The 24,637-nt window shown below is 59.0% G+C and carries 23 protein-coding genes; 12 read left to right on the plus strand and 11 right to left on the minus strand.

Translation table 11 applies throughout. The features are described from left to right. Positions 1-2 precede the first annotated feature (2 nt). From livM to KGB20_RS18140, 6 genes are all read left to right on the plus strand, one after another. On the plus strand, positions 3-1,286 hold the full coding sequence (gene livM / locus KGB20_RS18115; protein WP_090452840.1) for a high-affinity branched-chain amino acid ABC transporter permease LivM: 1,284 nt from the start codon (positions 3-5) through the stop codon (positions 1,284-1,286). Further along, positions 1,283-2,155 carry an ABC transporter ATP-binding protein gene (locus tag KGB20_RS18120; protein ID WP_150813605.1) on the plus strand — a complete coding sequence of 291 codons (873 nt, stop codon included), beginning with the start codon at positions 1,283-1,285 and terminating at the stop codon, positions 2,153-2,155. The genes livM and KGB20_RS18120 overlap by 4 nt, the downstream gene beginning before the upstream one ends. After that, a complete protein-coding gene (locus tag KGB20_RS18125) occupies positions 2,152-2,868 on the plus strand; it encodes an ABC transporter ATP-binding protein (protein ID WP_057712220.1) in 717 nt (238 codons plus the stop codon). Before KGB20_RS18120 ends, KGB20_RS18125 begins: the two co-directional genes overlap by 4 nt. Positions 2,869-3,164: 296 nt before the next feature. Then, entirely contained in the window at positions 3,165-3,413 is a 249-nt protein-coding gene (locus KGB20_RS18130) for a hypothetical protein (RefSeq protein ID WP_150813603.1), read from the plus strand. A gap of 297 nt (positions 3,414-3,710) precedes the next feature. Beyond that, positions 3,711-4,481, plus strand: coding sequence for an SDR family oxidoreductase (locus KGB20_RS18135; protein WP_150813602.1), 771 nt, complete (start codon positions 3,711-3,713; stop codon positions 4,479-4,481). A gap of 172 nt (positions 4,482-4,653) precedes the next feature. Then, the gene (locus KGB20_RS18140) at positions 4,654-5,559 is read left to right on the plus strand and encodes a cation diffusion facilitator family transporter (RefSeq protein WP_154910362.1); all 906 of its coding nucleotides are present in this window, start codon (positions 4,654-4,656) and stop codon (positions 5,557-5,559) included. A 99-nt stretch (positions 5,560-5,658) separates the two neighbouring features. Here the strand turns inward: KGB20_RS18140 and KGB20_RS18145 are convergent, their stop codons facing one another. The 7 genes from KGB20_RS18145 to KGB20_RS18175 form a co-directional block, all read right to left on the minus strand. Then, complete coding sequence (locus KGB20_RS18145; RefSeq protein ID WP_223532830.1) at positions 5,659-6,792, minus strand: AGE family epimerase/isomerase; 1,134 nt, start codon at positions 6,790-6,792, stop codon at positions 5,659-5,661. Positions 6,793-6,979: 187 nt separating this feature from the next. Then, positions 6,980-7,552: a HupE/UreJ family protein gene (locus KGB20_RS18150; RefSeq protein ID WP_150813599.1), complete on the minus strand. Its 573-nt coding sequence runs from the start codon at positions 7,550-7,552 to the stop codon at positions 6,980-6,982. 29 nt (positions 7,553-7,581) lie between these two features. After that, positions 7,582-8,196, minus strand: a complete 615-nt coding sequence (gene ureG, locus KGB20_RS18155; protein WP_090452850.1) for an urease accessory protein UreG — start codon at positions 8,194-8,196, stop codon at positions 7,582-7,584. Between the two features lie 23 nt (positions 8,197-8,219). Then, the gene (locus KGB20_RS18160) at positions 8,220-8,894 is read right to left on the minus strand and encodes an urease accessory protein UreF (protein ID WP_154910363.1); all 675 of its coding nucleotides are present in this window, start codon (positions 8,892-8,894) and stop codon (positions 8,220-8,222) included. After that, positions 8,891-9,391 (minus strand): urease accessory protein UreE, encoded by a 501-nt coding sequence (gene ureE, locus KGB20_RS18165; protein WP_154861112.1) that lies wholly within the window; start codon positions 9,389-9,391, stop codon positions 8,891-8,893. Before ureE ends, KGB20_RS18160 begins: the two co-directional genes overlap by 4 nt. A gap of 267 nt (positions 9,392-9,658) precedes the next feature. Then, a complete protein-coding gene (locus KGB20_RS18170; protein WP_057712212.1) occupies positions 9,659-10,291 on the minus strand; it encodes a TetR family transcriptional regulator in 633 nt (210 codons plus the stop codon). Positions 10,292-10,463: 172 nt separating this feature from the next. Beyond that, the gene (locus tag KGB20_RS18175; protein WP_057712211.1) at positions 10,464-10,934 is read right to left on the minus strand and encodes a hypothetical protein; all 471 of its coding nucleotides are present in this window, start codon (positions 10,932-10,934) and stop codon (positions 10,464-10,466) included. A gap of 387 nt (positions 10,935-11,321) precedes the next feature. Here KGB20_RS18175 and KGB20_RS18180 point away from each other — a divergent pair, with 387 nt between their 5' ends. Beyond that, complete coding sequence (locus KGB20_RS18180; RefSeq protein WP_154910364.1) at positions 11,322-13,391, plus strand: AsmA family protein; 2,070 nt, start codon at positions 11,322-11,324, stop codon at positions 13,389-13,391. 64 nt (positions 13,392-13,455) lie between these two features. Here KGB20_RS18180 and KGB20_RS18185 read toward each other — a convergent pair whose 3' ends face one another. From KGB20_RS18185 to KGB20_RS18195, 3 genes are all read right to left on the minus strand, one after another. Next, a complete protein-coding gene (locus KGB20_RS18185; protein WP_154910365.1) occupies positions 13,456-14,130 on the minus strand; it encodes a hypothetical protein in 675 nt (224 codons plus the stop codon). A gap of 87 nt (positions 14,131-14,217) precedes the next feature. After that, the gene (locus tag KGB20_RS18190; RefSeq protein ID WP_150813593.1) at positions 14,218-14,997 is read right to left on the minus strand and encodes a hypothetical protein; all 780 of its coding nucleotides are present in this window, start codon (positions 14,995-14,997) and stop codon (positions 14,218-14,220) included. Between the two features lie 215 nt (positions 14,998-15,212). Next, positions 15,213-16,127, minus strand: coding sequence for a LysR substrate-binding domain-containing protein (locus KGB20_RS18195; protein ID WP_174245500.1), 915 nt, complete (start codon positions 16,125-16,127; stop codon positions 15,213-15,215). A gap of 109 nt (positions 16,128-16,236) precedes the next feature. Here KGB20_RS18195 and KGB20_RS18200 point away from each other — a divergent pair, with 109 nt between their 5' ends. From KGB20_RS18200 to KGB20_RS18210, 3 genes are all read left to right on the plus strand, one after another. Beyond that, positions 16,237-16,875: an FMN-dependent NADH-azoreductase gene (locus KGB20_RS18200; RefSeq protein ID WP_154861108.1), complete on the plus strand. Its 639-nt coding sequence runs from the start codon at positions 16,237-16,239 to the stop codon at positions 16,873-16,875. Beyond that, a complete protein-coding gene (locus KGB20_RS18205; protein WP_046039891.1) occupies positions 16,876-17,181 on the plus strand; it encodes a DMT family transporter in 306 nt (101 codons plus the stop codon). 96 nt (positions 17,182-17,277) lie between these two features. Then, a complete protein-coding gene (locus tag KGB20_RS18210; RefSeq protein ID WP_154861107.1) occupies positions 17,278-18,168 on the plus strand; it encodes an esterase/lipase family protein in 891 nt (296 codons plus the stop codon). Between the two features lie 114 nt (positions 18,169-18,282). Here KGB20_RS18210 and KGB20_RS18215 read toward each other — a convergent pair whose 3' ends face one another. After that, positions 18,283-19,170 (minus strand): DMT family transporter, encoded by an 888-nt coding sequence (locus tag KGB20_RS18215; RefSeq protein ID WP_150813589.1) that lies wholly within the window; start codon positions 19,168-19,170, stop codon positions 18,283-18,285. Positions 19,171-19,267: 97 nt separating this feature from the next. Here KGB20_RS18215 and KGB20_RS18220 point away from each other — a divergent pair, with 97 nt between their 5' ends. Both KGB20_RS18220 and KGB20_RS18225 read left to right on the plus strand, forming a co-directional pair. Continuing rightward, the gene (locus KGB20_RS18220) at positions 19,268-20,050 is read left to right on the plus strand and encodes an AraC family transcriptional regulator (protein WP_150813588.1); all 783 of its coding nucleotides are present in this window, start codon (positions 19,268-19,270) and stop codon (positions 20,048-20,050) included. Between the two features lie 110 nt (positions 20,051-20,160). Then, on the plus strand, positions 20,161-24,582 hold the full coding sequence (locus tag KGB20_RS18225) for a dermonecrotic toxin domain-containing protein (RefSeq protein WP_223508069.1): 4,422 nt from the start codon (positions 20,161-20,163) through the stop codon (positions 24,580-24,582). Positions 24,583-24,637 lie beyond the last annotated feature (55 nt).

Below are 24,637 nucleotides of genomic sequence, written 5' to 3' on the forward strand. Positions count from 1 at the left end.
CGATGTCTTCAACCACTAAAAAAACCATTGATCTCAAAAGAAGCCTGGTTGACGCGATTCTTGCCGGCCTGGTGGCCCTGATTGTGTTCGGCCCGATTGTCGGCGTAGTCCTCGACGGCTACGGCTTCAACCTGGAAGCGACCCGGGTGGCCTGGATTGTCGCCATCGTCATGGCCGGCCGTTTTGCCCTTAGCCTGTTCCTGCAAACCCCCAAGGGCCTGAGAATCCTCGAGGGTTTTGAAACCACCGGGTCCGGGGTCCATGTACTGCCGCCTGATTACAAATCCCGGCTGCGCTGGATCATCCCGTTGATGATTGTTATCGCGGTGGTATTCCCGTTTTTCTCCAACTCGTACCTGTTGGGCGTGGTCATCCTCGGGCTGATCTACGTGCTGCTGGGGCTGGGGCTGAACATCGTGGTCGGCCTGGCCGGTCTGCTCGACCTTGGTTACGTGGCGTTCTACGCCATCGGTGCCTACGGCCTGGCGCTCGGTTATCAATATCTTGGGCTGGGCTTCTGGACGGTGTTGCCGCTGGCGGCGATTACCGCCGGACTGGCCGGTTGCATCCTCGGTTTCCCGGTGCTGCGCCTGCACGGTGATTACCTGGCGATCGTGACCCTGGGCTTCGGTGAAATCATTCGGTTGATCCTCAATAACTGGCTGACCCTGACCGGCGGCCCGAATGGCATGGCAGCGCCGTTGCCCACTTTCTTCGGCATCGAGTTCGGAAAAAGGGCGAAAGAGGGCGGGGTGCCGTTCCATGAGTTCTTCGGCATCGCCTACAACCCCGACGTGAAGTACTACTTCATCTACGCCGTGTTGTTCCTGGTGGTCCTGGCCGTGCTGCACATCAAGCATCGCCTGACCCGCATGCCGGTCGGCCGCGCCTGGGAAGCCCTGCGCGAAGACGAAATCGCCTGCCGCTCCATGGGTCTGAACCACGTGCTGGTCAAGCTCTCGGCGTTCACCATCGGCGCCTCGACGGCCGGTCTGGCCGGGGTCTTCTTCGCCACCTACCAGGGCTTCGTCAACCCGACCTCGTTCACCTTCTTCGAATCGGCGCTGATCCTCGCCATCGTGGTACTGGGTGGTATGGGTTCGACCATAGGCGTCGTAATTGCAGCCTTCGTGCTGACCGTCGCCCCGGAGCTGCTGCGTGGCTTTGCCGAGTACCGCGTGCTGCTGTTCGGCATCCTGATGGTGTTGATGATGATCTGGCGACCGCGCGGCCTGATTCGGATCAGCCGTACCGGTGTGACCCCGCGTAAAGGAGTAGCGCCATGAGCGAAGTCGTACTCAGTGTAGAAAAACTGATGATGCACTTCGGCGGCATCAAGGCGTTGAGCGATGTCAGTCTGAAAGTGCACCGCAACTCGATCTTCGCCCTGATCGGTCCTAACGGCGCCGGCAAAACCACGGTGTTCAACTGCCTGACCGGCTTCTACAAAGCCTCTGGCGGCAGGATCGAACTCAACATTCGTGGGCAACAGACCAATGTCATCAAGTTGCTGGGGGAGTCGTTCAAGCCAACCGATTTCGTTTCGCCGAAATCCTTCGCCAGTCGGCTGTTCTACAAGGCGTTCGGCGGCACTCACCTGGTGAACCGCGCCGGCCTGGCGCGGACCTTCCAGAACATTCGCCTGTTCAAGGAAATGTCGGTGCTGGAAAACCTGCTGGTGGCCCAGCACATGTGGGTCAATCGCAGCATGCTCGCCGGCATCCTCAACACCAAGGGCTATCGCAAGGCCGAAAGCGATGCGCTGGACCACGCGTTCTACTGGCTGGAAGTGGTGGATCTGGTGGACTGCGCCAACCGCCTGGCCGGTGAGCTGTCCTACGGTCAGCAACGCCGCCTGGAAATCGCCCGGGCCATGTGCACCCGTCCGCAGATCATCTGCCTCGACGAACCGGCCGCCGGCCTCAACCCTCAGGAAACCGAAGCGCTGAGCGCGATGATCCGGCTGCTGCGCGACGAGCACGATCTGACCGTGGTGCTGATCGAACACGACATGGGCATGGTTATGAGTATCTCCGACCACATTGTGGTGCTGGACCACGGCATCGTCATCGCCGAGGGTGGCCCCGACGACATCCGCAACGATCCGAAAGTGATTGCCGCTTATCTGGGCGCGGAAGAAGAGGAGGTGGTATGAGTAAACCCATCCTCGAGCTCAAGGAACTGGACGTGTTTTACGGGCCGATCCAGGCCCTTAAAGGTGTCTCGCTGCACATCAACGAAGGGGAAACCGTCAGCCTGATCGGCTCCAACGGTGCCGGCAAGTCGACCCTGCTGATGTCGATCTTCGGCCAGCCAAGGGCGGCGGACGGGCAGATCCTCTATCAGGGCGTGGACATTACCCACAAGTCGTCCCACTACATCGCCTCCAACGGCATTGCGCAATCGCCGGAAGGGCGGCGGGTGTTCCCCGACATGACAGTCGAAGAAAACCTGTTGATGGGCACTATCCCCATTGGCGACAAGTACGCCAAGGAGGACATGCAGCGCATGTTCGAGCTGTTCCCCAGGCTCGAAGAGCGGCGTACCCAGCGGGCGATGACCATGTCCGGCGGCGAGCAGCAGATGCTCGCCATCGCCCGGGCCCTGATGAGCCGGCCCAAGTTGTTGCTGCTCGATGAGCCAAGCCTGGGCCTGGCGCCGATCGTGGTGAAGCAGATCTTCGCCACCCTGCGGGAACTGGCCAAGACCGGCATGACCATCTTCCTGGTGGAGCAAAACGCCAACCACGCCCTGCGGTTGTCTGACCGGGCTTACGTGATGGTCAACGGCGAAATCCGCATGACCGGCACTGGCAAAGAGTTGTTGGTCAACGAGGATGTGCGTAGCGCCTATCTCGGCGGGCACTGAGTTTCAGTGGTTGTACACAAGCCCCGGCGCGCAATCGCCGGGGCTTTTTTACATCTTCAAAACACCACTGAACCCTGTGGGAGCGAGCTTGCTCGCGATAGCGGTGTGTCAGTCTCCACGATGCAAGCTGTGACGCCGTCTTCGCGAGCAAGCCCGCTCCCACAGGGGGGCTGCGGCGTGCATTCAGGAAATTGTGGAAAACAATATTCCCAAGCTCGTAAAGCGCGACATAAAGCCGCTGCAAATAGTTGTTTTGCCACGGTTTTGACTTGTCCCCGTTTGCTGTGGAACCGGCTGTGAATAACGTGGGAGTAGCTGGCTACAGGCCTTTTAAACCGTGGCTTGCAGAGGTGTGGTTGTTTTTTGATCAAGTGTTTTTGCGCAGCTTTCAGGCTGCTTTGTCAACCTTTTTGTTCGGGATGAAAATGCATGGAATCGGCGTGGACAAGCCTGTGGATAAGTCTGTGACTAAACTCTGGAAAGACTCGGCTGAAGGCCGTGGTTACTGGCTTGGCGCCATCGCCGGTTTGACCCGTCAGTCATGAAAATGGCCAAGGGCTACACAGCAGGCGGTTGAGGGTCAAGCAAAAAAGTTTCAAAACCCCGCGCAAAGCCTTGTGGATAGCGGCTTGCAGCTTTTCCACTTGCCCCCAAAGACTGTGGACCGGGCTGTGGATAACGTGCGCGCACATGGCTGTAGGCCACGCTGGTCAAGGGGTTGCCGGGATTGAGTGTTTTTTGAACAGATTGAACGGTGGTTGCCGCTGTGGACAAGGCCGGGCATGCTGCCTGCTGATTTTCTATTCCAATGGCTGGCGATCAGCCGAAGCAAGGAGAACACGATGTCCAACACCCTGTTTATTACCGGCGCGACCTCCGGTTTTGGTGAAGCCTGTGCCCGTCGTTTTGCCGAGGCCGGCTGGAAACTGGTGCTGACTGGCCGTCGTGAAGAGCGCCTCAATGCGTTGTGCGCCGAGCTGTCGAAGCAGACCGAAGTCCATGGCCTGGTGCTCGATGTGCGTGATCGCAAGGCCATGGAGGAGGCGATTGCCAATCTGCCGCCATCTTTTGCAAAACTGCGCGGGTTGATCAACAACGCCGGGCTGGCCCTGGGGGTTGATCCGGCGCCCAAGTGCGACCTGGACGACTGGGACACCATGGTCGATACCAACGTCAAAGGCCTGATGTACAGCACCCGTCTGCTGTTGCCGCGCCTGATCGCCCACGGTCGTGGTGCCGGTATCGTCAACCTGGGGTCCATCGCCGGCAACTACCCGTACCCGGGCAGCCACGTGTATGGCGCGACCAAGGCGTTCGTCAAACAGTTCTCCGTGAACCTGCGCTGCGACCTGCAAGGCACGGGCGTACGGGTCAGCAACATCGAGCCGGGCCTGTGCGAGAGCGAGTTCTCGCTGGTGCGTTTTGCCGGTGACCAGGAGCGCTACAACGCCACTTACGCTGGCGCCGAGCCGATTCAGCCACAGGACATCGCCGAGACAATCTTCTGGGTGCTCAATGCCCCGGCGCACATCAACATCAACAGCCTGGAGCTGATGCCGGTGAGCCAGACCTGGGCCGGGTTTGCTATTGATCGCAGTGGTGGCAAGGCTTAATACCGAGTCACCGTTCTTCGCGAGCAAGCCCGCTCCCACATTAGACCGCGATCCAATGTGGGAGCGGGCTTGCTCGCGAAGGGGCCGGAGCGGATAAATCCGGACATCAGCTAGACTCCTCCCTCAAGCAATCCGCCGCACCCGGCGGTCTAGAGGTATCCGAGGAGATCAAGTGAGTAATCGTGGCGAGCAGGCGCTGCTCAAACAATCGACCTTCCTGATGCTCGCCGTGACATTCGCCGGGATCATCACCGGTTTTGTTTCGGGCGCCCAATCCATTCTGTTCGATGGCTTCTTTTCGTTGATCGCGGCCTTCATCAAGGTCCTGATGCTGATCACCGCCCGGCTGATCGCCAAGGAAAGCAACCAGCGCTTTCAGTTCGGTTCCTGGCACCTGGAGCCCATGGTGCTGGTGATCGAAGGCAGTTTCATATTCCTGGTGGCCATTTATGCCTTTCTCAACGGTGTGTTCGGCATCATCAGTGGTGGTCGCGAAGTCGAACTCGGTCTGGTGATTTTCTACGCGGCCTTCTTCACTGTCGTTGAGCTCATATATTTCTTCTACGTCCGCCAACGCAATCGCACGCTCAACTCATCGCTGATCCAGTTCGACAACATCAGTTGGCTGGTGGACGCGATGCTGTCGGCGGGACTGCTGGTGAGTTTCCTGATCGCACTGCTGCTCAAGACTCAGGGTTACGACAAGTGGGCGGTGTATGTCGACCCGATGATCCTGATTTTGCTGGCTTTGGGCATGCTCCCCCCGGCGTTCAAAATCCTCGGGCCGGCCTTGCGCGATGTGCTGGGGATCGTCCCGGATCAACTGGACGACAAGGTGCGTCAGGTGATGGAAGTGGCGAAGGCCGAGCATGGTTTCGACGATTACATTTCCTACGTGCAGAAACACGGCAGAGCCTGTTTTATCGAGATTCACATCGTATTGCCGAAGGATTACTGGCTGGACGGTGTGGGGCAACTGGACAGTTTGCGTGAAGAAATTTCCACAAAACTTGGCGAGCCGGATGCTGCGCGATGGCTGACCATCAGCTTTACCGGGGACCGCAAGTGGATTGAGTGACAAGGCGACCTCTTCGAGGTCATTCGCGAGCAAGCCCGCTCCCACAGGGATTGTATGCAACCTGTGGGAGCGGGCTTGCTCGCGAAAGCGGCCGAACAGTCAGCCGAGATATTCCGCCAACCCGCGATAACAGGTCGCCAGGTGATAGGGCGTGGTCGATGGCATGTCGCGGCGGCTGACTTCTCCGTGCTCGTCACGGCATTCGTACCAGCCGTCGGCATGCAGCGAGCGCTGCTGCAATGCCTGCAATTGACGCAGCACAGCCGCTTCGCTGTCCGGGCGCAGCGTTAATGCGCGTAGGTACTCGGCCTGGGCCCAGATGCGTTGCGTGGCGTCCCGGGTGCCGCCATCGGGCGCGAAATCGAGCATCGCCCGCACGGCGCCAGTCCGCTGATCAACGCCCGCTTGCTCGGTAAAGGCGAAGGCCCGCTCCAGATCGGCATGCAGCGTCGAATTGCGCAACAGCGCCGAGGATTCCAACAGGAAATACCACTCGAACTGATGCCCCGGTTCAAACCAGTTATCCACAGATCCCAGCGGTTTTTCCATCAACACGCCGTGCTGCGGATCGATAAAGCGCGCGTGCATGGCTGTGCATAACCCGACGAGCGCCTGTTGCACGTCGAGGTCGTCACGCACCGACAGGGTGGCGAGGAAAGCTTCGGCCAGGTGCATCAGCGGATTTTGCAAAGGGCCGCTGCCCAGCGATGCCCAGTCGCGGTCGAGCGTGGCTTCGTACAGACCGTCGTCCGTGGCGAAACGCTGCGCGACCACTTCCAGCGAGGCATTGAGCACCGACTCCACCAGCGGCTCGCGGACCTTGTCCCAGTAATGGGCGCAGGCGAACAGGATGAAGGCGTGGGTGTAGAGATCCTTGCGCTGATCCAGCGGCGCACCTTGTGCATCGACACTGTAGAACCAGCCGCCGTGCTCGGCATCGTGAAAGTGCCGCTGCAAGGAGCGGAACAACGCGGCGGCACGCTCTTCGGCGCCCGGCACCTGACCGATCACGCTGGCAAACAGATACAACTGCCGCGCACAGGCCATGGCCCGGTAGCGTTGCGGTGGCAGCGGTTGGTGTTTGGCATCCAGCGCCTCATAAGGCAACGCCATATCGGCGTTCCAGCCCGGACCTTGCCAGAGCGGCACGATGACGTTCAGGAAATGCTGTTGCACCGAGGCGAACAGGGCGGTCAGTTCAGGCTGAGAGGCAGAGCGGGAAACAGGCGGCATTGGCTGGCGTCGTCACGGCAGGGGCGATTGCGCGACATGTTAGCAGAGAGGCTGGCCTGAGAGAGGCTGTGTCTGTCAGGCCGCCTTCGTCGGAACGCCGCCCGGGGCAAGCCCGCTCCCACAGGTGTACGCATTCCAATGTGGGAGCGGGCTTGCCCGCGAAGAGGCCGGGTCAGACACTAGAGAGTCAACCTGCCAGCAACCACACGCCAGTCGCCGCCGAAGCCGCGCCCGCCAGTCGCACCAGGGGCGCTGCGGCCTGCGGCAGCACCCGCACCAGCGCATAACCCGCCGCGTGCAACACCGCCGTCGCCGCAACAAAGCCTGCGGCGTAGGTCCAGGGGCTCGACATTTCCGGCAGTTCCAGCCCGTGCGCGACACCATGAAACAGCGCAAACAACGCCGTCGCACCCACCGCCATCACCAACGGTGGACGCACTGCCAAGGCAACCGCCAGCCCCAAAGCCAACACGGAAGCGGCAATCCCGCTCTCCAGTGCCGGCAGGTTCAATCCTTCAAAACCCAACAGCCCGCCAATCAACATAGTGCCGACAAAGGCGCACGGCAGCGCCCAGCGTGCGGCGCCTTGCTGCTGTGCTGCCCACAGGCCGACCGCGAGCATTGCCAGCAAGTGATCGAGACCGCCAAGTGGGTGGCTGATACCGGCGATCAAGCCGTTGTCGCCGTGTCCCGGATGGGCGAAGGCGAGGGCCGGAGTCAGCAGCAGGGCCAGGGCGGCGAGAATGCGTTTGAGTGTCATGGATAAGCTTCCTTGTTGATAAGTCGTGATCAGGCCGCGGTCAGCAAACCCTGGCGTTCGATGAAGGCAATGATCTCTTCCAGGCCCAGGCCGGTTTTCTGATTGCTGAAGACAAAGGGTTTGCCGTTGCGCATGCGTTGGGTGTCGCTGTTCATCATCTCCAGCGAGGCGCCGACCAGAGGTGCCAGGTCGATCTTGTTGATCACTAGCAGGTCGGATTTGCAGATTCCCGGCCCGCCCTTGCGTGGCAGCTTGTCGCCGGCCGAGACGTCGATCACGTAGATGGTCAGGTCGGACAGTTCCGGGCTGAAGGTCGCGGAGAGGTTGTCGCCACCGGACTCCACGAGAATCAGGTCCAGCCCCGGAAAACGGCGGTTGAGCTGATCCACGGCTTCGAGGTTGATCGAGGCGTCTTCGCGGATGGCCGTGTGCGGGCAGCCGCCGGTTTCCACGCCGATGATGCGCTCCGGTGCCAGGGCTTCGTTGCGCACCAGAAAATCTGCGTCTTCGCGGGTGTAGATGTCGTTGGTCACGACGGCCAGGTTGTAACGCTCGCGCAGGGCCAGGCACAGGGCCAGGGTCAGGGCGGTTTTGCCGGAGCCGACCGGGCCGCCGATACCGACGCGCAGGGGTTGTGCGTTCATGTGATTCTCCAAAATAAATGGCCCTAGGAACGGAACAGACGGCTGTACTGGCGCTCGTGGCCCATACACGCCAGGGACAGGCCGAAAGCGGCGCTGCCGTAATGATAGGGATCGATTTGAGTGGCGTTCTGTTGAGCTTGTTGAAGCAGCGGCAACAGTTCGCTGGTCAGGCGTTGGGCGGCTTGCTGACCCAGGGGCAGGGTCTTCATCAGCACCGCCAACTGGTTTTCCAGCCAGCTCCAGAGCCATGCGGCCAGGGCGTCCTGCGGGCTGATCTGCCAGGCGCGCGCGGCCAGCGCCCAACCCAGGGCCAGATGTGGCTCGCTGCGCTGTTCGAGGAAGGCGCGGGCGGGGGCGTCGAGCTCCGGCAAGCCATTGAGCAATTGCTGCAACGAGTAGCCCATCTGCCGGCTCTCCTGATGCAGCTCGCGGGTTTCGCGGCTGGTGCGGTGTTCCTCGCAGCGTTGCAGCAATTCGTCCCAGTTTTCCTCGCTGGCGGCCACGCAATGGGCGAGCAGCAAGGGTGCTTCGAAGCGTGCCAGATTCAGCAGCAACTGATCGCTGATCCAGCGTCGCGCACTGTCGGGGTCGTGAACACGGCCGTTGTCCACAGCCATTTCCAGCCCCTGGGAGTAGCTGTAGCCGCCAATCGGCAATTGCGGACTGGCCAGGCGCAACAGCGCCCAGGCCGGGTTCATGTGCGTACGCCGAACTGGTGCAGTTTCGGCGCGTAGTTGAAGTCTTCATCGCCGTGACGCGAATGATGATGGCCACCACCGTAGGCGCCATGTTCCGGCTGGAATGGCGCCTCGATGTTCACGGCAACGGCACCGAGTTGTTCGAGCATGGCCTTGAGCACGTAATCGTCGAGCAGGCGCAACCAGCCGTCGCCGACCTGCAGGGCGACATGGCGATTGCCCAGGTGATAGGCCGCGCGAGTCAGTTCGAAGGCATTGGCGCAGGTGACGTGCAGCAATTGTTCGGGGCGGGCGCAGACACGCACGATTCGCCCGTCTTCGGCTTGCAGGCATTCGCCGTCACGCAACGGCGGCTGGCCGCGCTCCAAAAACAACCCGACGTCTTCGCCCTCGGCACTGAAACAGCGCAATCGGCTTTTGCTGCGGGCTTCGAACGTCAGGTGCAGTTCGGCGGCCCAAACGGGTTGAGGGTCGACTCTGCGATGAATCACCAGCATCGGAAGGCTTCCAGCAATGGACAATGCTCAGGCTAGAGCAAGGGGCTTGCCAATCGACATGATGTGTAGGAAATGGCTGAAGGAGACGTGAGATTTGTATCGATGGAGTGAGTTTTTTGGTTGAAGTTGGTGCGTTGTTTTTGGTTTGCGCACCAAGTTGAGGCGATACACATCATTGTGGGAGCGGGCTTGCTCGCGAATGCGGCGCCACGGTCTTTCAGGCACACCGCGTTATCGTTCTTCGCGAGCAAGCCCGCTCCCACAGGTTTATTCGGTACTTCCAAGCCCTTGCCAATGCTTGAGGCCGATAAAGATAAACCGCAGCTGCTGGGTGATTTTCGCCTGGGGCGTCAGGTGCTCTGGCAAGGCTTCGGCTGGCGGATCGATGATGTCCGGCAGGGTGGCGAACACGCTCTTGACGATCAGATCCGCCATGACGCTCAGGTCGGCGATGTCCAGATGCTGCAGTTTCGGCATCAGTGACAAATCCGCCGCCAGGTCCGAGCTGATGTTTTCACGCAAACGGCCGATGGCCTGGCGCACCGGCACTGAACCGCCGTACTGCTCACGGGCAAGAAACAGGAACTGCGAACGGTTGGCGCTAACCACGTCGAGAAAGATCCGCACCGAGGCATCGATGATGCCGCCCATCACGAATTCGTTGTGTCGTACCAGACGAATGGTTTCGCGGAATGTCTGGCCGACTTCGCTGACCAGTACCAGGCCTAATTCATCCATGTCGGCAAAATGGCGGTAGAAACCAGTCGGTACGATGCCGGCGGTTTTCGCGACTTCGCGCAGGCTCAGGCTGCCGAATCCTCGGCCGCCATCCATCAGGCGCCGGGCAGCGTCCATCAGGGCGTTACGGGTTTGTTGTTTCTGTTCGGCGCGGGGCAGCATCGCAAGGGCGTTTTCTGGACAGGGACGCGGCGCACTCTAGCAAATCGGCTTTGCTGGCGTCGAACGACTGTGGGGGGATCACGCGGGGAAGTGTGGCATCTATCAAGCGGGCCTATGAAAATTCAAAAGCCCAATCCGGGGATTGGGCTTTTTTTCAAGGCGGCCATGAAGCTTAGCTCACGGCGCTGTTGCGTTCGATCACGCGGTCACCACCGCCTTCAGCAAGGGTTTGACCTTGTGGAGTGCGATCCGAACCGTCGGCGGCAAGGGTCTGGCCTTGTGGAGTACGGTCGGAACCATCAGCAGCCAGGGTTTGACCTTGTGGAGTACGGTCGGAACCATCAGCGGCAAGGGTCTGGCCTTGTGGGGTACGATCGGAACCATCGGCAGCCAGGGTTTGGCCCTGTGGAGTACGGTCCGAGCCATCCTGAGTGATCAGGCCTTTTTCTTTCAGGCGATCATTACCGCCTTCGGCAAGGGTCTGGCCTTGTGGGGTGCGGTCGGAACCATCGGCGGCGACGGTCTGGCTGAACACCGAGTGGTCTTGTTTCACTTGTGGGGTGGCCTGGTCAGCCGCTGGCAGGGCAAAGGCAGTGCTGGCCAGCATCGAAAGTGTAAGGCTAAGCAGTAGTTGGCGTTTCATGATTGTTTTGCTCCGTGGGGGTGCGAATAAGTGGGCACGAGAGCAATGCTACTCTCGATAAATCGATATGAAAGTTCATAAACGCAATGGTAATAATCAACGGAATTGATTGTTTGCTGCGGAGGCCCTAGGCCGGGCGTTTCCGGCGAGTTGTCTTGCACTTTTGTGGGTGTTTTCGACCCACCTGTGTTGTGCAAAAGTGCAGGTCCGGTAACGCAGATCGACCAGCTGGTCAGTATTGGACTGGACGAAATCGGCGAAATCGGTCTTTCGATTAAACCTGCCGGGTTTTTATCAGTCGTAGTTTGCATGGCGAGCCGTTTGCGGCTCACCGTTTCACATGTGCGTCGCAGTCGGGGCGCTCGGTCGTATCAGGAGCCCTGTGCAATGACGCGCACTCAAAAGACGTTGGTCTGGACCCTTTCCACTTTCCTTACCTTGTTGGTGATGCTGGTGCTGATCATCGTGTTCTTCGACTGGAACCGGATCAAAGCGCCGCTCAACGCCAAAGTTTCCGAAGAGCTGCACCGCGCTTTCGCCATCAACGGCAATCTGTCGGTGGTCTGGCAACCCGAGTCCGATGAAGGCGGCTGGCGCGCCTGGGTACCGTGGCCTCATGTGGTGGCCGAAGACTTGAGCCTGGGCAATCCCGACTGGTCGAAACAGCCGCAGATGATCACCCTCAAACGGGTGGAACTGCGTATTTCACCCCTGGCATTGCTGGCGCAGCGGGTGGTGATCCCGCGTATCGATCTCACCGAGCCCAATGCCCACCTGCAACGCCTGGCTGACGGGCGCGCCAACTGGACCTTCAAATTCGACCCAAAGGATCCGGACGCCGAGCCTGCGAGCTGGGTGGTGGATATCGGAGCGATCGGCTTTGACAAGGGGCATGTCACCCTCGACGACCAGAACCTGAAGACCCAACTCGACGTACTGATCGATCCATTGGGCAAGCCGATTCCGTTCAGCGATATCGTCGGCGACAAAGCGGCGAAAGCCGCGCAGGAGAAGGGTTCGTCACCCCAGGACTATGCATTCGCCCTCAAGGTCAACGGCCAGTACCACGGCCAGAAGCTCGCGGGCCAGGGTAAGATTGGCGGGCTGTTGGCGTTGCAGGACGCGGCACGGCCGTTTCCGCTTCAGGCACAGGTAAAAATCGCCGATTCCAGCGTCGAACTGGCCGGCACCCTGACCGATCCGCTGAACCTCGGCGCCCTGGACCTGCGCCTGAAACTGGCCGGTACCAGCCTGGGCAATCTCTACCCGCTGACCGGTGTGATCCTGCCGGATACGCCACCCTATGCCACCGACGGCCATCTGATCGCCAAGTTACACGAGCCGGGTGGCGCGGTATTCCACTATGAAGCATTCAACGGCAAGATCGGTGAAAGTGACATCCATGGCAACCTGACCTACGTGGCCAGCCAGCCACGACCGAAGCTCAGCGGTTCGCTGTTGTCCAATCAATTGCTGTTCGCTGACCTGGCACCGCTGATTGGTGCCGACTCCAACGCCGAGCAGAAGGCCCGAGGCGGTGACAGCAAACAACCGGCGGACAAAGTGCTGCCGGTCGAAGAGTTCAAGACCGATCGCTGGCGCGATATGGACGCCGATGTCGAGTTCACCGGCAAGCGCATCGTGCACAGCGAAAAACTGCCGTTCAACGATCTCTATACCCATCTGGTACTCACCGATGGCGTGCTCAGCCTCGAGCCGCTGCGTTTCGGTGTGGCCGGCGGCAAGCTGGATGCGCAGATTCGCCTGAACGGCCACACCGATCCACTGGAGGGCCATGCCAGACTCACGGCGCGAGGCTTCAAGCTCAAGCAGTTGTTCCCCGGCTTTGAACCGATGAAAACCAGTTTCGGCGAACTCAACGGCGACGGTGATATCAGCGGGCGCGGCAATTCGGTGGCTAAACTGCTGGGCAGCGCCAATGGCAATCTGAAAATGCTGATCAACGATGGCGCTATCAGTCGCGAGTTGATGGAGTTGGCCGGGCTGAACGTCGGCAACTACGTGGTCGGCAAGATCTTTGGCGACAAGGAAGTGAAGATCAACTGCGCCGCCGCCGACTTCGGCATCCAGTCCGGCCTGGCGAGTACCCGCTTGTTTGTGTTCGACACAGAGAATGCCATTGTTTACATCGATGGCACGGCGAACATGGCGACCGAACAACTGGACCTGACCATCACCCCGGAATCAAAGGGCTGGCGTTTGATTTCGTTGCGTTCGCCGCTGTACGTGCGGGGCAAGTTCATCAAGCCCGATGCCGGGGTCAAGGCCGTGCCGTTGATGTTGCGTGGAGCCGGGATGGTCGCGTTGGGCGTGATCGCCGCACCGGCGGCAGGGTTGTTGGCGCTGATAGCGCCGAGTGGCGGCGAGCCGAACCAGTGCGCGCCGTTGCTGGAGCAGATGAAGGCGGGCAAGGCGCCGAAGACGGTGAAAAACTGAAGACCTGCGGCTAGGACCTCTTGAATGCCGGAAAGCGGCATGCCGCAGGCTTTTCAAGGTGGGCTCAGTATGCTGGAGCTGGTTCAAGGATTTGGAACAAGTGAGTCTGAGGCTTGCTGCCAAGTTTGCCGACAACCTGATTTCTGATTTTGGCGTACTTGTCTTCGGACAAATAGGTGGTCCATAAGCTGGTTTCAATATCGCCCTGCATGACCGTTTCAGGGAGCGGCTGCCTAAGAAAGGTGATGTCCACGGGGCGAGTTGTTTCGAAGGACATTTGAAGGGAGATGTTTTTTTTGTTTTCGCAGACGATCGTCAACAATGTGCTCACAGTAAGCGATCCTTCTCCGTGGCTGGTCGCGATTTCTTTTTGAATTCTGTTCAGGAGTGCCTTGCGGGCAGGTGCTTCGCTGGGTAGTTGCGCAATGTTTGAAAGTGCGTTGCCTAGTTGTTGCAGTTGCTCTTTTTGTAATGCGTCAGCCAATGCGGTGGAGGCAATGCTGAAGAGACTGGCCGATTTTTTTGGAAGAGCGTAATTCTTGAAGCCATTAAGTGCCCAGTAGAACTTGTCCAGTACGGTTCTGTACGATGTAAACCACTTGCCTGGAGTGCTGTCAGCGAGTAAATTTCCCAGTAGACTGGAATGCAACACGTCTTTTTTAAATTGCTCGGAGTGCTCGCCTAAAAAAAGTGTGATGTTGCCGTCGACGATGTAAGTCTCGGATGATAATGATTTCATGTTGATCTCAATCGAATAAAGTAAGGTAAGTGTGGCGCTGAGACCGTCAGTAGTGATCGGTCCCAGTTCTAGTATGAAGTTTAGGTGTTACTGAAAACCCGGGATCGTGTCGAGGTAGTCGTCAGCAGCTTTACCCAGTTTCTCAAGCACTTTGTTGCGCACTCGCGCATAGATTTGAGTGTTGAGGTAAACCGGAGTTGCCTGTGATTTTACGGCGGTGGATTTAGTTGTCGATTTCCACCAAAGAATACCGCGAGTACTTTCCCTGACATCCACACTTGTACAGCTAAGGATCATCATCGGAGAGCCTTCCCGGGTTTGCCAGACCGGGGAAATATCAAATGTCGCCTCATAGCCTTTTTGAGCGTTACGATTGTAGATCTGGATCAGACCGTCCTCACCTTTCACTCCCTCCACGGCTTTGCCAGCCAGCGCTGCCAAGCGTGGAGCGTTTGCTCCGACCAGACTCTGAAGTATGTCAAAGGCGACGGCGTCCATCGTAAGGCCGGTTCTTTTAATGATTTTGTCCTGAGCGTGAATCTTGTTGATCGTCCATCCGAGGCTGCGCAGGCCTTCTGTGTAAAAGTTGTACCACTGATGTAACTCTTTAACCATGTCGTATTTTTGTGATGCTGCGTTTTGCATCAGTAGCTTGCAGCTGTCGACATCTTCGCGATTTTGCACTGACACGCCGGCTACATAGATATTCATCATGTCCGGGCCGACGGTGCCGCTTTCCTTATTGGGATCGAGTGGAACGTCTGCGGAGAAGTTTCGAATGGTCGGTAGTACTTGAGAGTCGGTAACACGTCGAGCAGGCAGGGCGGGCAGGCTGTCCAGAAATTCAAGTTGTTGTTCAATGTGCATGGTTGTTCAGTCCTTAATATGTTTTGCAGACCTCTTGTCTGTCAGTTGAATATAAGGTTTTGGAGGGGTTAGTCCATGGTGTAGTTGTAACTTGATGAGTGTCATGCGTTGTTGTTTGGGCGGTGGAGGTTAGTCTGATTTATTTCGTGGTCAGTATGTTGGGTGTCTGGTAACTATTGTTACTGTCGTTATTTACATCGACAGTCGATGAGGGTTCATCGCAACGAATGACCGGATGCCAACGCCTCCTCACGCAACCACCCAAAGAATGCCCGCACCGGTGGATGTCGCTCACGCCCCGGCACGCACAGTGCGCTGTAGCCGGCTCCATCGACCTGGATTTCCCCCCGGTACGGCAACAACAGACCACTGGCCACGCTTTCCGACACCAGAATATTGCTTGCCAGCACCAGGCCTTGGCCGGCAATCGCCGCTTGCAGGGCGTAATGCTCTTCGTCGTATTCGCGCACGGCGGGCCGACCGCTCAGCCAGGTTTCGCCGGAGCGAGCGCACCAGGCCTCCCAGCCGTGGGCATAGAGTTTGGAGTTGTGCCAACGCACGCTGATCAGTGTCGGGGTGCGACTCGACGCCAGGGCCACTTGTTCAGGCGAACCGTAGACACCAAAGGACTCATCGAACAGGCACTGGCCGTACAGGTTGGGGTAATCATCGAGGCTGTAGCGCAGCACCAGGTCGACACTGGCGTCCTGATGCAGATCGATGACTTCGCAGTGGGTATCGAGGCGCACGTTGACATTCGGGTGTCGGGCGTAGAAACGTCCCAACCGTGGCACCAGCCACAGGGCGGCGAAGGCGGCGGTGGTGGAAACCGTCAGGCTGGCGCCACTGCGTTGCGGACGCAGTGTATCGACACTTTGCGCCACTTCCAGAAAAGCCCCATGCAGGCTCTGGAACAGCCGTTCGCCGCATTCGGTCAGGCGCACCTGGCGTGGCAGGCGCTCGAACAACGGCACGCCGAGCCAGCTCTCCAGGGAGCGGATCTGATGGGACACCGCCGTCGGCGTCACCGAGAGTTCTTCGGCAGCAGCCTTGAAGCTCAGCAGGCGTGAGGCGGATTCAAACGCGCGCAGGGCGGTCAGCGGCAACGAGGCGAACATTGAACACTCCATGGATGAAATGGATTCATCCAGACTGATTTCTGCTCATTTGAGCTAGGACGGTAGTGAGCTTCAAGCTGCAAACCACAAGCCGTTTGAGTTTAGCCCTGAGGAGAGACAGATGAGTAAAATTCTTGCCGTTCATGCCAGCCCCCGTGGTGATCGTTCGCACTCCCGGCGTTTGGCCGAAGTGTTTCTGGCGGCCTGGCAGGCCCGTCATCCACACGCGCAGTTGACCCGGCGCGAAGTCGGTCGGGCGCTGATACCGCCGGTCAACGAGGCATTCGTGGCCGCCGCGTTTTACCCCGAGCCCGATGCCCGGCCACTGTCGATGCAGGCCGACCTGGCGTTCAGCGACGAGCTGGTCGGCGAACTGCTGGGCCACGATGTGTTGCTGATTTCCACGCCGATGCACAACTTCAGCGTCCCCAGCGGCTTGAAAGCCTGGATCGATCAGATCGTGCGGGTGGGGGTGACCTTCGATCACACCCTGGACAATGGCGTGGCCCAGTACCAACCTTTGGTGCAGGGCAAAAAAGCCCTGATCATCACCAGCCGTGGCGGCTTCGGTTTTGGCCCGGGCGGCGAGCTGGAAGCCATGAACCATGCCGACACGCTACTGCGTACGGTGCTTGGATTCATTGGCATCACGGACGTCACCGTAGTGGCTGCCGAGGGCGAGGAGTCCGCCGAGCGCAGCTTTCAAATCTCTGCCGCCGAGGCTGAGCAGTGCTTGTTGGCGCTGGCCGGAGAGTTCTAGATGGCCTGGCTGTTTCTGCTGGTCGCCGCCGGGTTCGAAGTCACCTTCGCCATGGGCATGAAGTACGCCGAGGGCTTCACCCGGCTCTGGCCTTCGCTGGTCACCGTAGTGGCCGCTGTGGGCGGGATCTATTTTCTGACCCTGGCCATGCGCGAGCTGCCGGTGAGCATTGCGTACCCGATCTGGACCGCCATCGGTTCGCTGGGCACGGTGTTTCTCGGTTTCGCGCTGCTGGGTGAAAGCCTGACCGTGATCAAGCTGGTCTCGGTCGGGCTGATCGTGGCGGGCGTGGTAGGGTTGAAGTAGGGCGGATGACATAGACTTGTCATCTTCGCTGGTGATGCTTGGCGGATGTCTTGCATCCAGCCTTGCGTCACCGCCCGACTACAAGGATGTCCGCCCATGTCGCAAGGTTCTGCCCCGCGCTACCCGCTGGTGTTGGTCCCGGGAATGCTCGGGTTCATCCGGTTGGTGCTTTATCCGTATTGGTACGGGATCGTCGAGGCGTTGCGCCACGGCGGAGCGGTGGTGTTCGCGGTGCAGGTCTCGCCGCTTCATTCGAACGAAGTGCGCGGCGAGCAATTGCTGGCGCGTATCGAAGAAATCCTGCGGGAAACCGGGGCCGACAAGGTCAACCTGATCGGCCATAGCCAGGGCTCGCTGACCGCCCGTTATGCAGCGGCCAAGCGCCCGGACCTGGTGGCATCGGTGACCTCGGTGGCGGGGCCGAACCACGGTTCGGAGCTCGCCGATTACCTGCACGAACATTATCCCCACGAGAGCGTCCGTGGTCGTCTGCTGTGCTTTTTGCTACGGATCGTCGGCGCGCTGATGGGGTTGTTGGATACCGGTTACCGGGGGCCGAAGCTGCCGGTGGATATCCGTGCGTCCCATCACTCCCTCACCAGCGCTGGCGTCGCGCTGTTCAACCAGCGTTATCCACAGGGGCTGCCCGACACCTGGGGCGGTCATGGGCCGGAGGAGGTCAACGGCGTGCGCTATTACTCCTGGTCCGGCACCTTGCAACCGGGCATTACCGATCGCGGGCGCAACCTGCTGGATGGCACCAACCGCAGCTGTCGGTTATTCGCTAAAACCTTCGTCCGCGAAGCCGGGCATTGCGACGGCATGGTCGGGCGCTACAGCTCGCACCTGGGCACGGTGATTGGCGATGAGTATCCGCTGGATCACTTCGATATCGTCAACCAGTCGCTGGGGCTGGTGGGCAAGGGGGCTGAGCCGATCCGGTTGTTTGTCGAGCATGCGGCGCGGTTAGCTGCGGCCGGGCTCTAGTCCGCATTATCGTTCATCGCGGGCAAGCCACGCTCCCACAGGTTTTCGGTCGTTCGCAACAGACGGGTTCGACACAACACCTGTGGGAGCGAGCTTGCTCGCGATGGCGTCAGATCAGGCAACACTGACCTTGCGCCCCAACACCGTCGTCCAACGCTCGGAAACGATCACCCCACCCAAGGTCAACACCCCGCCCACCAGGTGATACATCGCCAGTTGCTCATGCAGCACCACCGCCGCAATCAATGCGGTAATCAGCGGCAGCAAATTGAAAAACTGCGTGGTCCGGCTCGGTCCCAAACGCACCACGGCCTGCATCCACGCCAGCGGCGCGACCATCGAAGCCAGCAGGCAGGCGTACAGCACCAGTGGAATGTTCTGCAGGGTCGGGCCGACTTTCGGTGAGACGATGAACAGCGGGAACAGCACCACCACGGCCACCAGTACCTGCAGGTACAGAAGCACCAGCGGCGGCAGTTTCAGTTGCCACTTTTTCAACAGGGTGCTGTAGACCGCGTAGGCCAGGGTGGCGATCAGCATCATCGCGTCGCCCAGGTTGACCCCGTGTTCGAGCAATGTGCCAAGGCTGCCGGCCGACACCACCACCAGGACACCTGCAAACGACAGCACCGCACCGGCCAGGGCACCCATGGTCAGGCGCTGGCCGAGGCTGATGATCGCCATGGCGAGCGACATCAGTGGCATCAGCGACAGGATGATGCCCATGTTGGTAGCCGAGGTCAGGCTCGCGGCGAAGTACGCCAGGCTTTGATAGACCGCCATGCCGAGAACACCGAGGACAAAGATCTTGCCTAGTTTCGGGCGGATCTGCGACCAATGGGCGAGCACCGGTTTGAGCATGAAGGGCGTGAACAGCAACCCGGCCAGCAGCCAGCGGTAGAAGCCGATCTCGGCGGGGAAGATCGCCCCGGCCGACATTTTGGTGATCACGGTGTTGCCGGCCCAGATAAAAATGGCCAGCAGGGGATAAGCGTATTGCATCGGGAAAAACCAGAACGTTAATGAAGGGCAATTATCCGCTTGTCTGGATGCAAGCCTATACTTCGATCCAGACAACCGGCCCCTGATGACGGACAGCATGAGCAGTAAACACATCGATCTGCTGGATTTCAGCGAATTGCCTTCGGCGGTGTACTTCCGCTACGCCGATTTCAATACCCACGAATTCGCCGCTGCGCACCGTCATCCCTGGGGCACTCTGGAGTATGCGGCCCACGGGGTGTTGCACATGGACGTCGACGGCAGCCGTTTCCTCTCGCCGCCGCAATACGCGGTGTGGGTGCCCCCCGAAATCGAGCACAGCTTCTACAGCCACCAGCCGATCAACTACCGTGCCGTTTGCCTGGCGCCGGCGGTCTGCGAGGATCTGCCACAACAGGCCTGCACGCTCGCCATCAGTGACATCCTCAAGGCGATCCTCAAGGACTTCGCCGTCCGTGACGTCAAGATTCCCGAGCAGGCCGCGGATAAACGCCTGGCTCAGGTTCTGGTGGATCAGTTGCAACAGGCGCCGGTGCATGAGTGTTACCTGCCCTATGCCAGCACACCGGGACTGCTGGGCATATGCGAGGCCCTGCAAGCCGAACCCGGTGACAACCGGCCCTTGGCGCATTGGGCGGCGCAGGTTCACGTCAGTGAACGGACCCTGGCGCGGCAGTTTGTCCGCGAGTTGGGCATGAGTTTTGGTGAGTGGCGCCAGCGTCTGCGATTCCTGGCCGCGATTGAAGCACTGGACAACCATCGCAGCATTCAGGAAATCGCCTTCGACATGGGCTACAGCACCGGTTCGGCGTTTATCGCGATGTTCCAGCGTCAGGCCGGGTGCACGCCCGACTACTATCGACGCAACAAGAAGTTTTAACGCACTCGTTAAGAATTTTCATACGGCATTATCCGAAACAAACTTCATGGGAACAGAATTGGGACACTGTAGGCTTTGAACCTCTCTCTCTAAGTTTGCGAGTAATAATTGTGAAAGATTTGTTGTTGAAGTCTGCGAGTGGGCCAGACTATCCCGATGTAGAACAAGAGCACAGTATTCACTACAACTTTATCAAAAACGCCATTCCCGACTGGATTGTCGACTCATCTCTTCAGCGGATGGGTGATTTACGCAACACACCCAAAGTTATTCCCGCCTGGAGCAAAACGGCGTCCCACACGCAACATGTGGCAGCGAAAGAAGCCACAAAGCTCAGTTGGCAGGCGCAGAGCAAGGTCGACCGGATGCTCGGGAAGCTGCAAGATGCCGAGTCCTTTGCCCAGCCACTGCTGACCAACGCCCTCAAGAAGCAATTCGGTGTAGTGGTCGATGTTCGTGAAATTTTTCTGCGTTTGTATTTTCCGGCTAAAACATCCGCCTGGGCATTCAATGTCACCGGCGGTGTCGGCAGTCGAACTGTCTCGTTACTTAACGCGTCGCTGCAAAATTTTGCCGAGGGCGAAGTATTTACCAGCGACTCTGCATTTATTACTAAGCCCGACGAAATCGGGCGGTTTGAAATAAAGAAGTTGGGAATAACGATCGAGCAGTTCAAGACACTGTGCCGAACTCTGGATATCGGGTCCCAATATAAAAAATATCTGGAAAGTTATCTGGCTCCCGAAGGTGCCATGGCTCGGGAGGCGGTGCAGCACCGGATCGTCGCCAGTCAGAAAAGCGCCATGAAAGCTGCAGCACATCTGGCATTGATGAAGAAGGACATCGGGGCACCGGCCTACCTGACCGTGTTGAACATGGTCCTGGGTAAAAAGGGACTGGTGTGGGATGGCGCTCCCGTGCGTTTCTACCACTTGAGCATGCTCGACACCCGTCTGACCGGGATTGTACTGATCGCCGCCGATCTCGATATCCCCGGTGCGAATGTCCGGCGCGTCATTGCCTACGTACCGCACGATCCCGAGCATCCGCTGAAAGAGTATGCCTCGACGGCCGAGTTCGCGCTCGAACTGACTCGCCAGTTACGGGGTAACGATCAGGCATCCGGCGCTTCCCGGCGCAGCTATCAGGCGTTTTTCAGTCGATTCGTGGATCAATGCCAGCGTGGTCATTTCTTCGCCGCGCTCAACGCGAAACTGTGGGAAATCACTTACCACGGCACACAACCGGGCTCCAATCTGCCTGCCTGGCGCGAAACTCAAGTCGATCGCCCCGATTTGCGGATAGCCGCGGTATCGTTCGAAAACGATACCGTCAACCGTTATAACGGCGATCCGTGGGTTTATCTCTATCAGCAGCAAGTTGACAAGATTTTTGCCGACGGGCGCGCGCTGGCCGTGATCACCGCCGATGCGGACAGCGCCGCACGTTGGGCGTGGATCGAAAACCTGGAAAAAATGCTCTTCGACATCATGCAGGTTGCCTTGCTCGTCGTGACCCCCTTTGTCCCGGTGCTCGGGGAGCTCATGCTGGGGTATATCGCCTATCAACTAGTAGACGGGGTCGTGGAAGGTGTCGTTGAACTCGCCCAGGGCAAGTACGTTGAAGCGGCGGAGCATCTGGTCGGCGTCGCTGAAAACCTGATTCAGTTGGGCACGTTTGCCGTGGGCGGTGCTATCGCCACTCAAGTGGTGAAGCCCAGGTTGTCGTCCTTCCTCGAAGGCGCCCGTCAAGTCACGCTCAGAAACGGTGAGCAGCGGCTATGGGGGGAAAATCTGCAGCCGTACCGGCAACAAAACCTGCGTCTGGCGACGGATTCCAAACCTGACGTTTACGGTCTGCATCAGCATCAGGGCCGGCAGATTCTGTCGTTGGACGATGATCATTTCGAACTCAAGTTCGATCCGCAAACCGGCAAGCACCGGGTTCAGCATCCGACCCGTCCCGAGGCCTATCAGCCGGTGGCGGAGAGTAACGGCACCGGCGCTTTTGTAATCGAGGGTGAAACACCTCACACCTGGGATGCCGATGCGCTGATCAAGCGACTCGGTCCGTCGGTGGAGGGGTTGACCGACAAGTTCGGCGACATTCGCACAGTCAGCCGTGCCGATATCGGTGCGTTGGTACGCATGTACGCCGATAACGAACGGGCAATCCCTTTGCTGAGCGATACGGTGACCCGGTTCAGGATCGACCGGGATATCCACACCTTCATCCAAAACATCGGCAGCACCCGTGCACAGGACTATTTGCAGGCCGACCCGCTCTGGCAGTTTCAACTGCTGGACGGCTTGTGGCCCGGCAGAGCGATTGAACTCAAGGGGGCCGATGGACGAGTGCTGTACGCCATCGGGGCCGATGACGAACCTGTCTCTTTCTCTACGGACCAATTGGCGGATACCGACCTGATCGACACCTTGCTGTTGCTTCTCGATGATGCCGAGACCCGGCAACTGCTGGGTGACGAGCCTGATGCACCGATCGGCAGCCGCACACAAAATGCCATGCGTTTGAGGGGGCAACTCGCGCAATTGGCAGAGCGGCGCAAGGCCTCGTTGTTCGAAAAACGTTACCGAGATGTCGGGCAAGCCGTCAGTGCCGAGGCAAGGTTCATCCAGGGCGAGGTTCCAGGAATGTCCGGTGTCGTTGCACAAGAGCTGGTCGCGCTGGCGCGCCCGGAGGAGTTGCAGGCGCTTAAGCTGCGCAGGCTTCCCGAGCGACTGCAAGGGTGCGCCGATTGGGCGCTCAGGGACGTACGGATCAGCCGTGCGTATGAGGGTTTTTATCTGGACTCGGTCGAAAATCCGGACTTCGACGCCTTGGCGTTGCATTCCCTGGAAAACCTGCCTGGCTGGAATGCCAATGTGAGGATCGAGCTGCGTCACTACCGTTTCGATGGCCGACAACTGGACAGCATCGGCCCCGAGGATGCCGCCATCCGGCGTACGCTTGTCGTGAGCGACAACGGGGTGTTCCAGGCTTGCGACGAGCAAGGCAATGCCCTGCATTCGGGCGGTGATTTGTTTACCTCGATCTTGCAGGCATTACCCGATGCCGAGCGTGATGCGTTGCAGATTCATATCGGTCAGGGTCCGGTCCTCAAGGCGGCATTGCGCGACCATGCCCTGAAACCCTACAGGCTGTTAAGTGTTCTTTCCGGTTTACCGGAGTTGAAAATTCCGACGTTTGATCCTGCGATCATGCGCCTGCGTGGGGGGGCTCCCACCCTGGCGGGGGAGTTAGCGCAGTTGCAAGTCGTCGAGCAAGACTTCAACGAGTTTGTCAGTTGCGCCTTCCATCCCAGCATCCCTGCGTTTGAACAATACAACTACCTGCGCGGCCTGAAGTTGATGGTTGACAGTATGCCGATCGATTGCCAGGACGCGCTCTGGGATGGATTCGTGAAGGCGAACGCCGAGGGCCACGAGGCCAATCTGCGCACGGTCCAAAGCATTGAGGTGTTGCCCGATCTGAAAAAACTGATGTCGCCTGCACAGTACGACGCGTTGATCCAACGGCTGTTCACTAAGGACGGTTTAGTGGTGCTCACGGACTCCGAGCGCCATCTGGGCGCCAGTGCGCGCAATCTCGAGCAAACCGGGCGTCTCGACGAATATCAGACGCTGCAACGTGCAGTGAGGGAAAATAACATGCCGCCCAGTGAGCCTTGGGCTGCATTACAGCGCTATGCAGGTGATCTGGATTCGGGTGTTTCGGCGGCAGCGCAGCCGACCGTAGTGACGCCCCAGGTCATGGCCAACTTGCGCCAGGCACAGCGCGCCATCTATCGGGCCAAGGAATTGTTGCCGTTATCGGGCAACCAGTTGCCGAGCATCTGGGAAAAGGGTGGTTCGGCGATCGCGAAAATCAAGGGGCTGCGAGGACTGGATCTGCAGGAAGGTCAATTCACTGCACGGATGTCTATCGCCGAACATGCGCGTAAAGCCATTGAAATCAAGGGAGGCAATTGTTCGGAAAACTCCAAGGTGACCTTCGCTCTGCTGGCCAGCCAACCGAGAACCTCGCGGATCCACCTGGTCAAAGCCACCGCATTCGATCATCAGTACGTGGTTATTGGCGATGACTTGACCGATCTCAAGCAACTGGTGGTTGCCGATTCGTGGCCGGAGTTCCCAACCGCCCATACGGCGGACAAGGGCTATTTCAAGTTCGAACTGCCGGCCATTGCAACACTTGAGCCCGGCCCCGCCAGCGCAGACTTTGCCTTTATCAACGACGTGCCGGCGGGACGGGCGGAGTTGCCGGAGGTTTCCCGGGACAACACCTTCAGGCAAATAAAAATGAACAAACTGTACAAGTCGGGGGCTTATGCCCAATTCACCTCATTAAAGCTATTGGGAACACAATTTGGTTTGTCGGGGGAAGTCGGAGTGTCGTTCGAGCGATTGCCCGTATCCGTGATCGAAAAACGGATTTCAGCCTTTGCGGGCTATAAGCAGGCATTCAAGGATGTGTTGGCTGAAGAGTCTGCGGCTGAGTCCCCGGCGCAATGATCGTTTATGTCTGGAGGAAGGTGTAACAAGGCTTGACTACACTCCTCGTGGAGGC

It is taken from the genome of Pseudomonas sp. BF-R-30, assembly GCF_019956175.1.
GTDB lineage: Bacteria > Pseudomonadota > Gammaproteobacteria > Pseudomonadales > Pseudomonadaceae > Aquipseudomonas > Aquipseudomonas jessenii.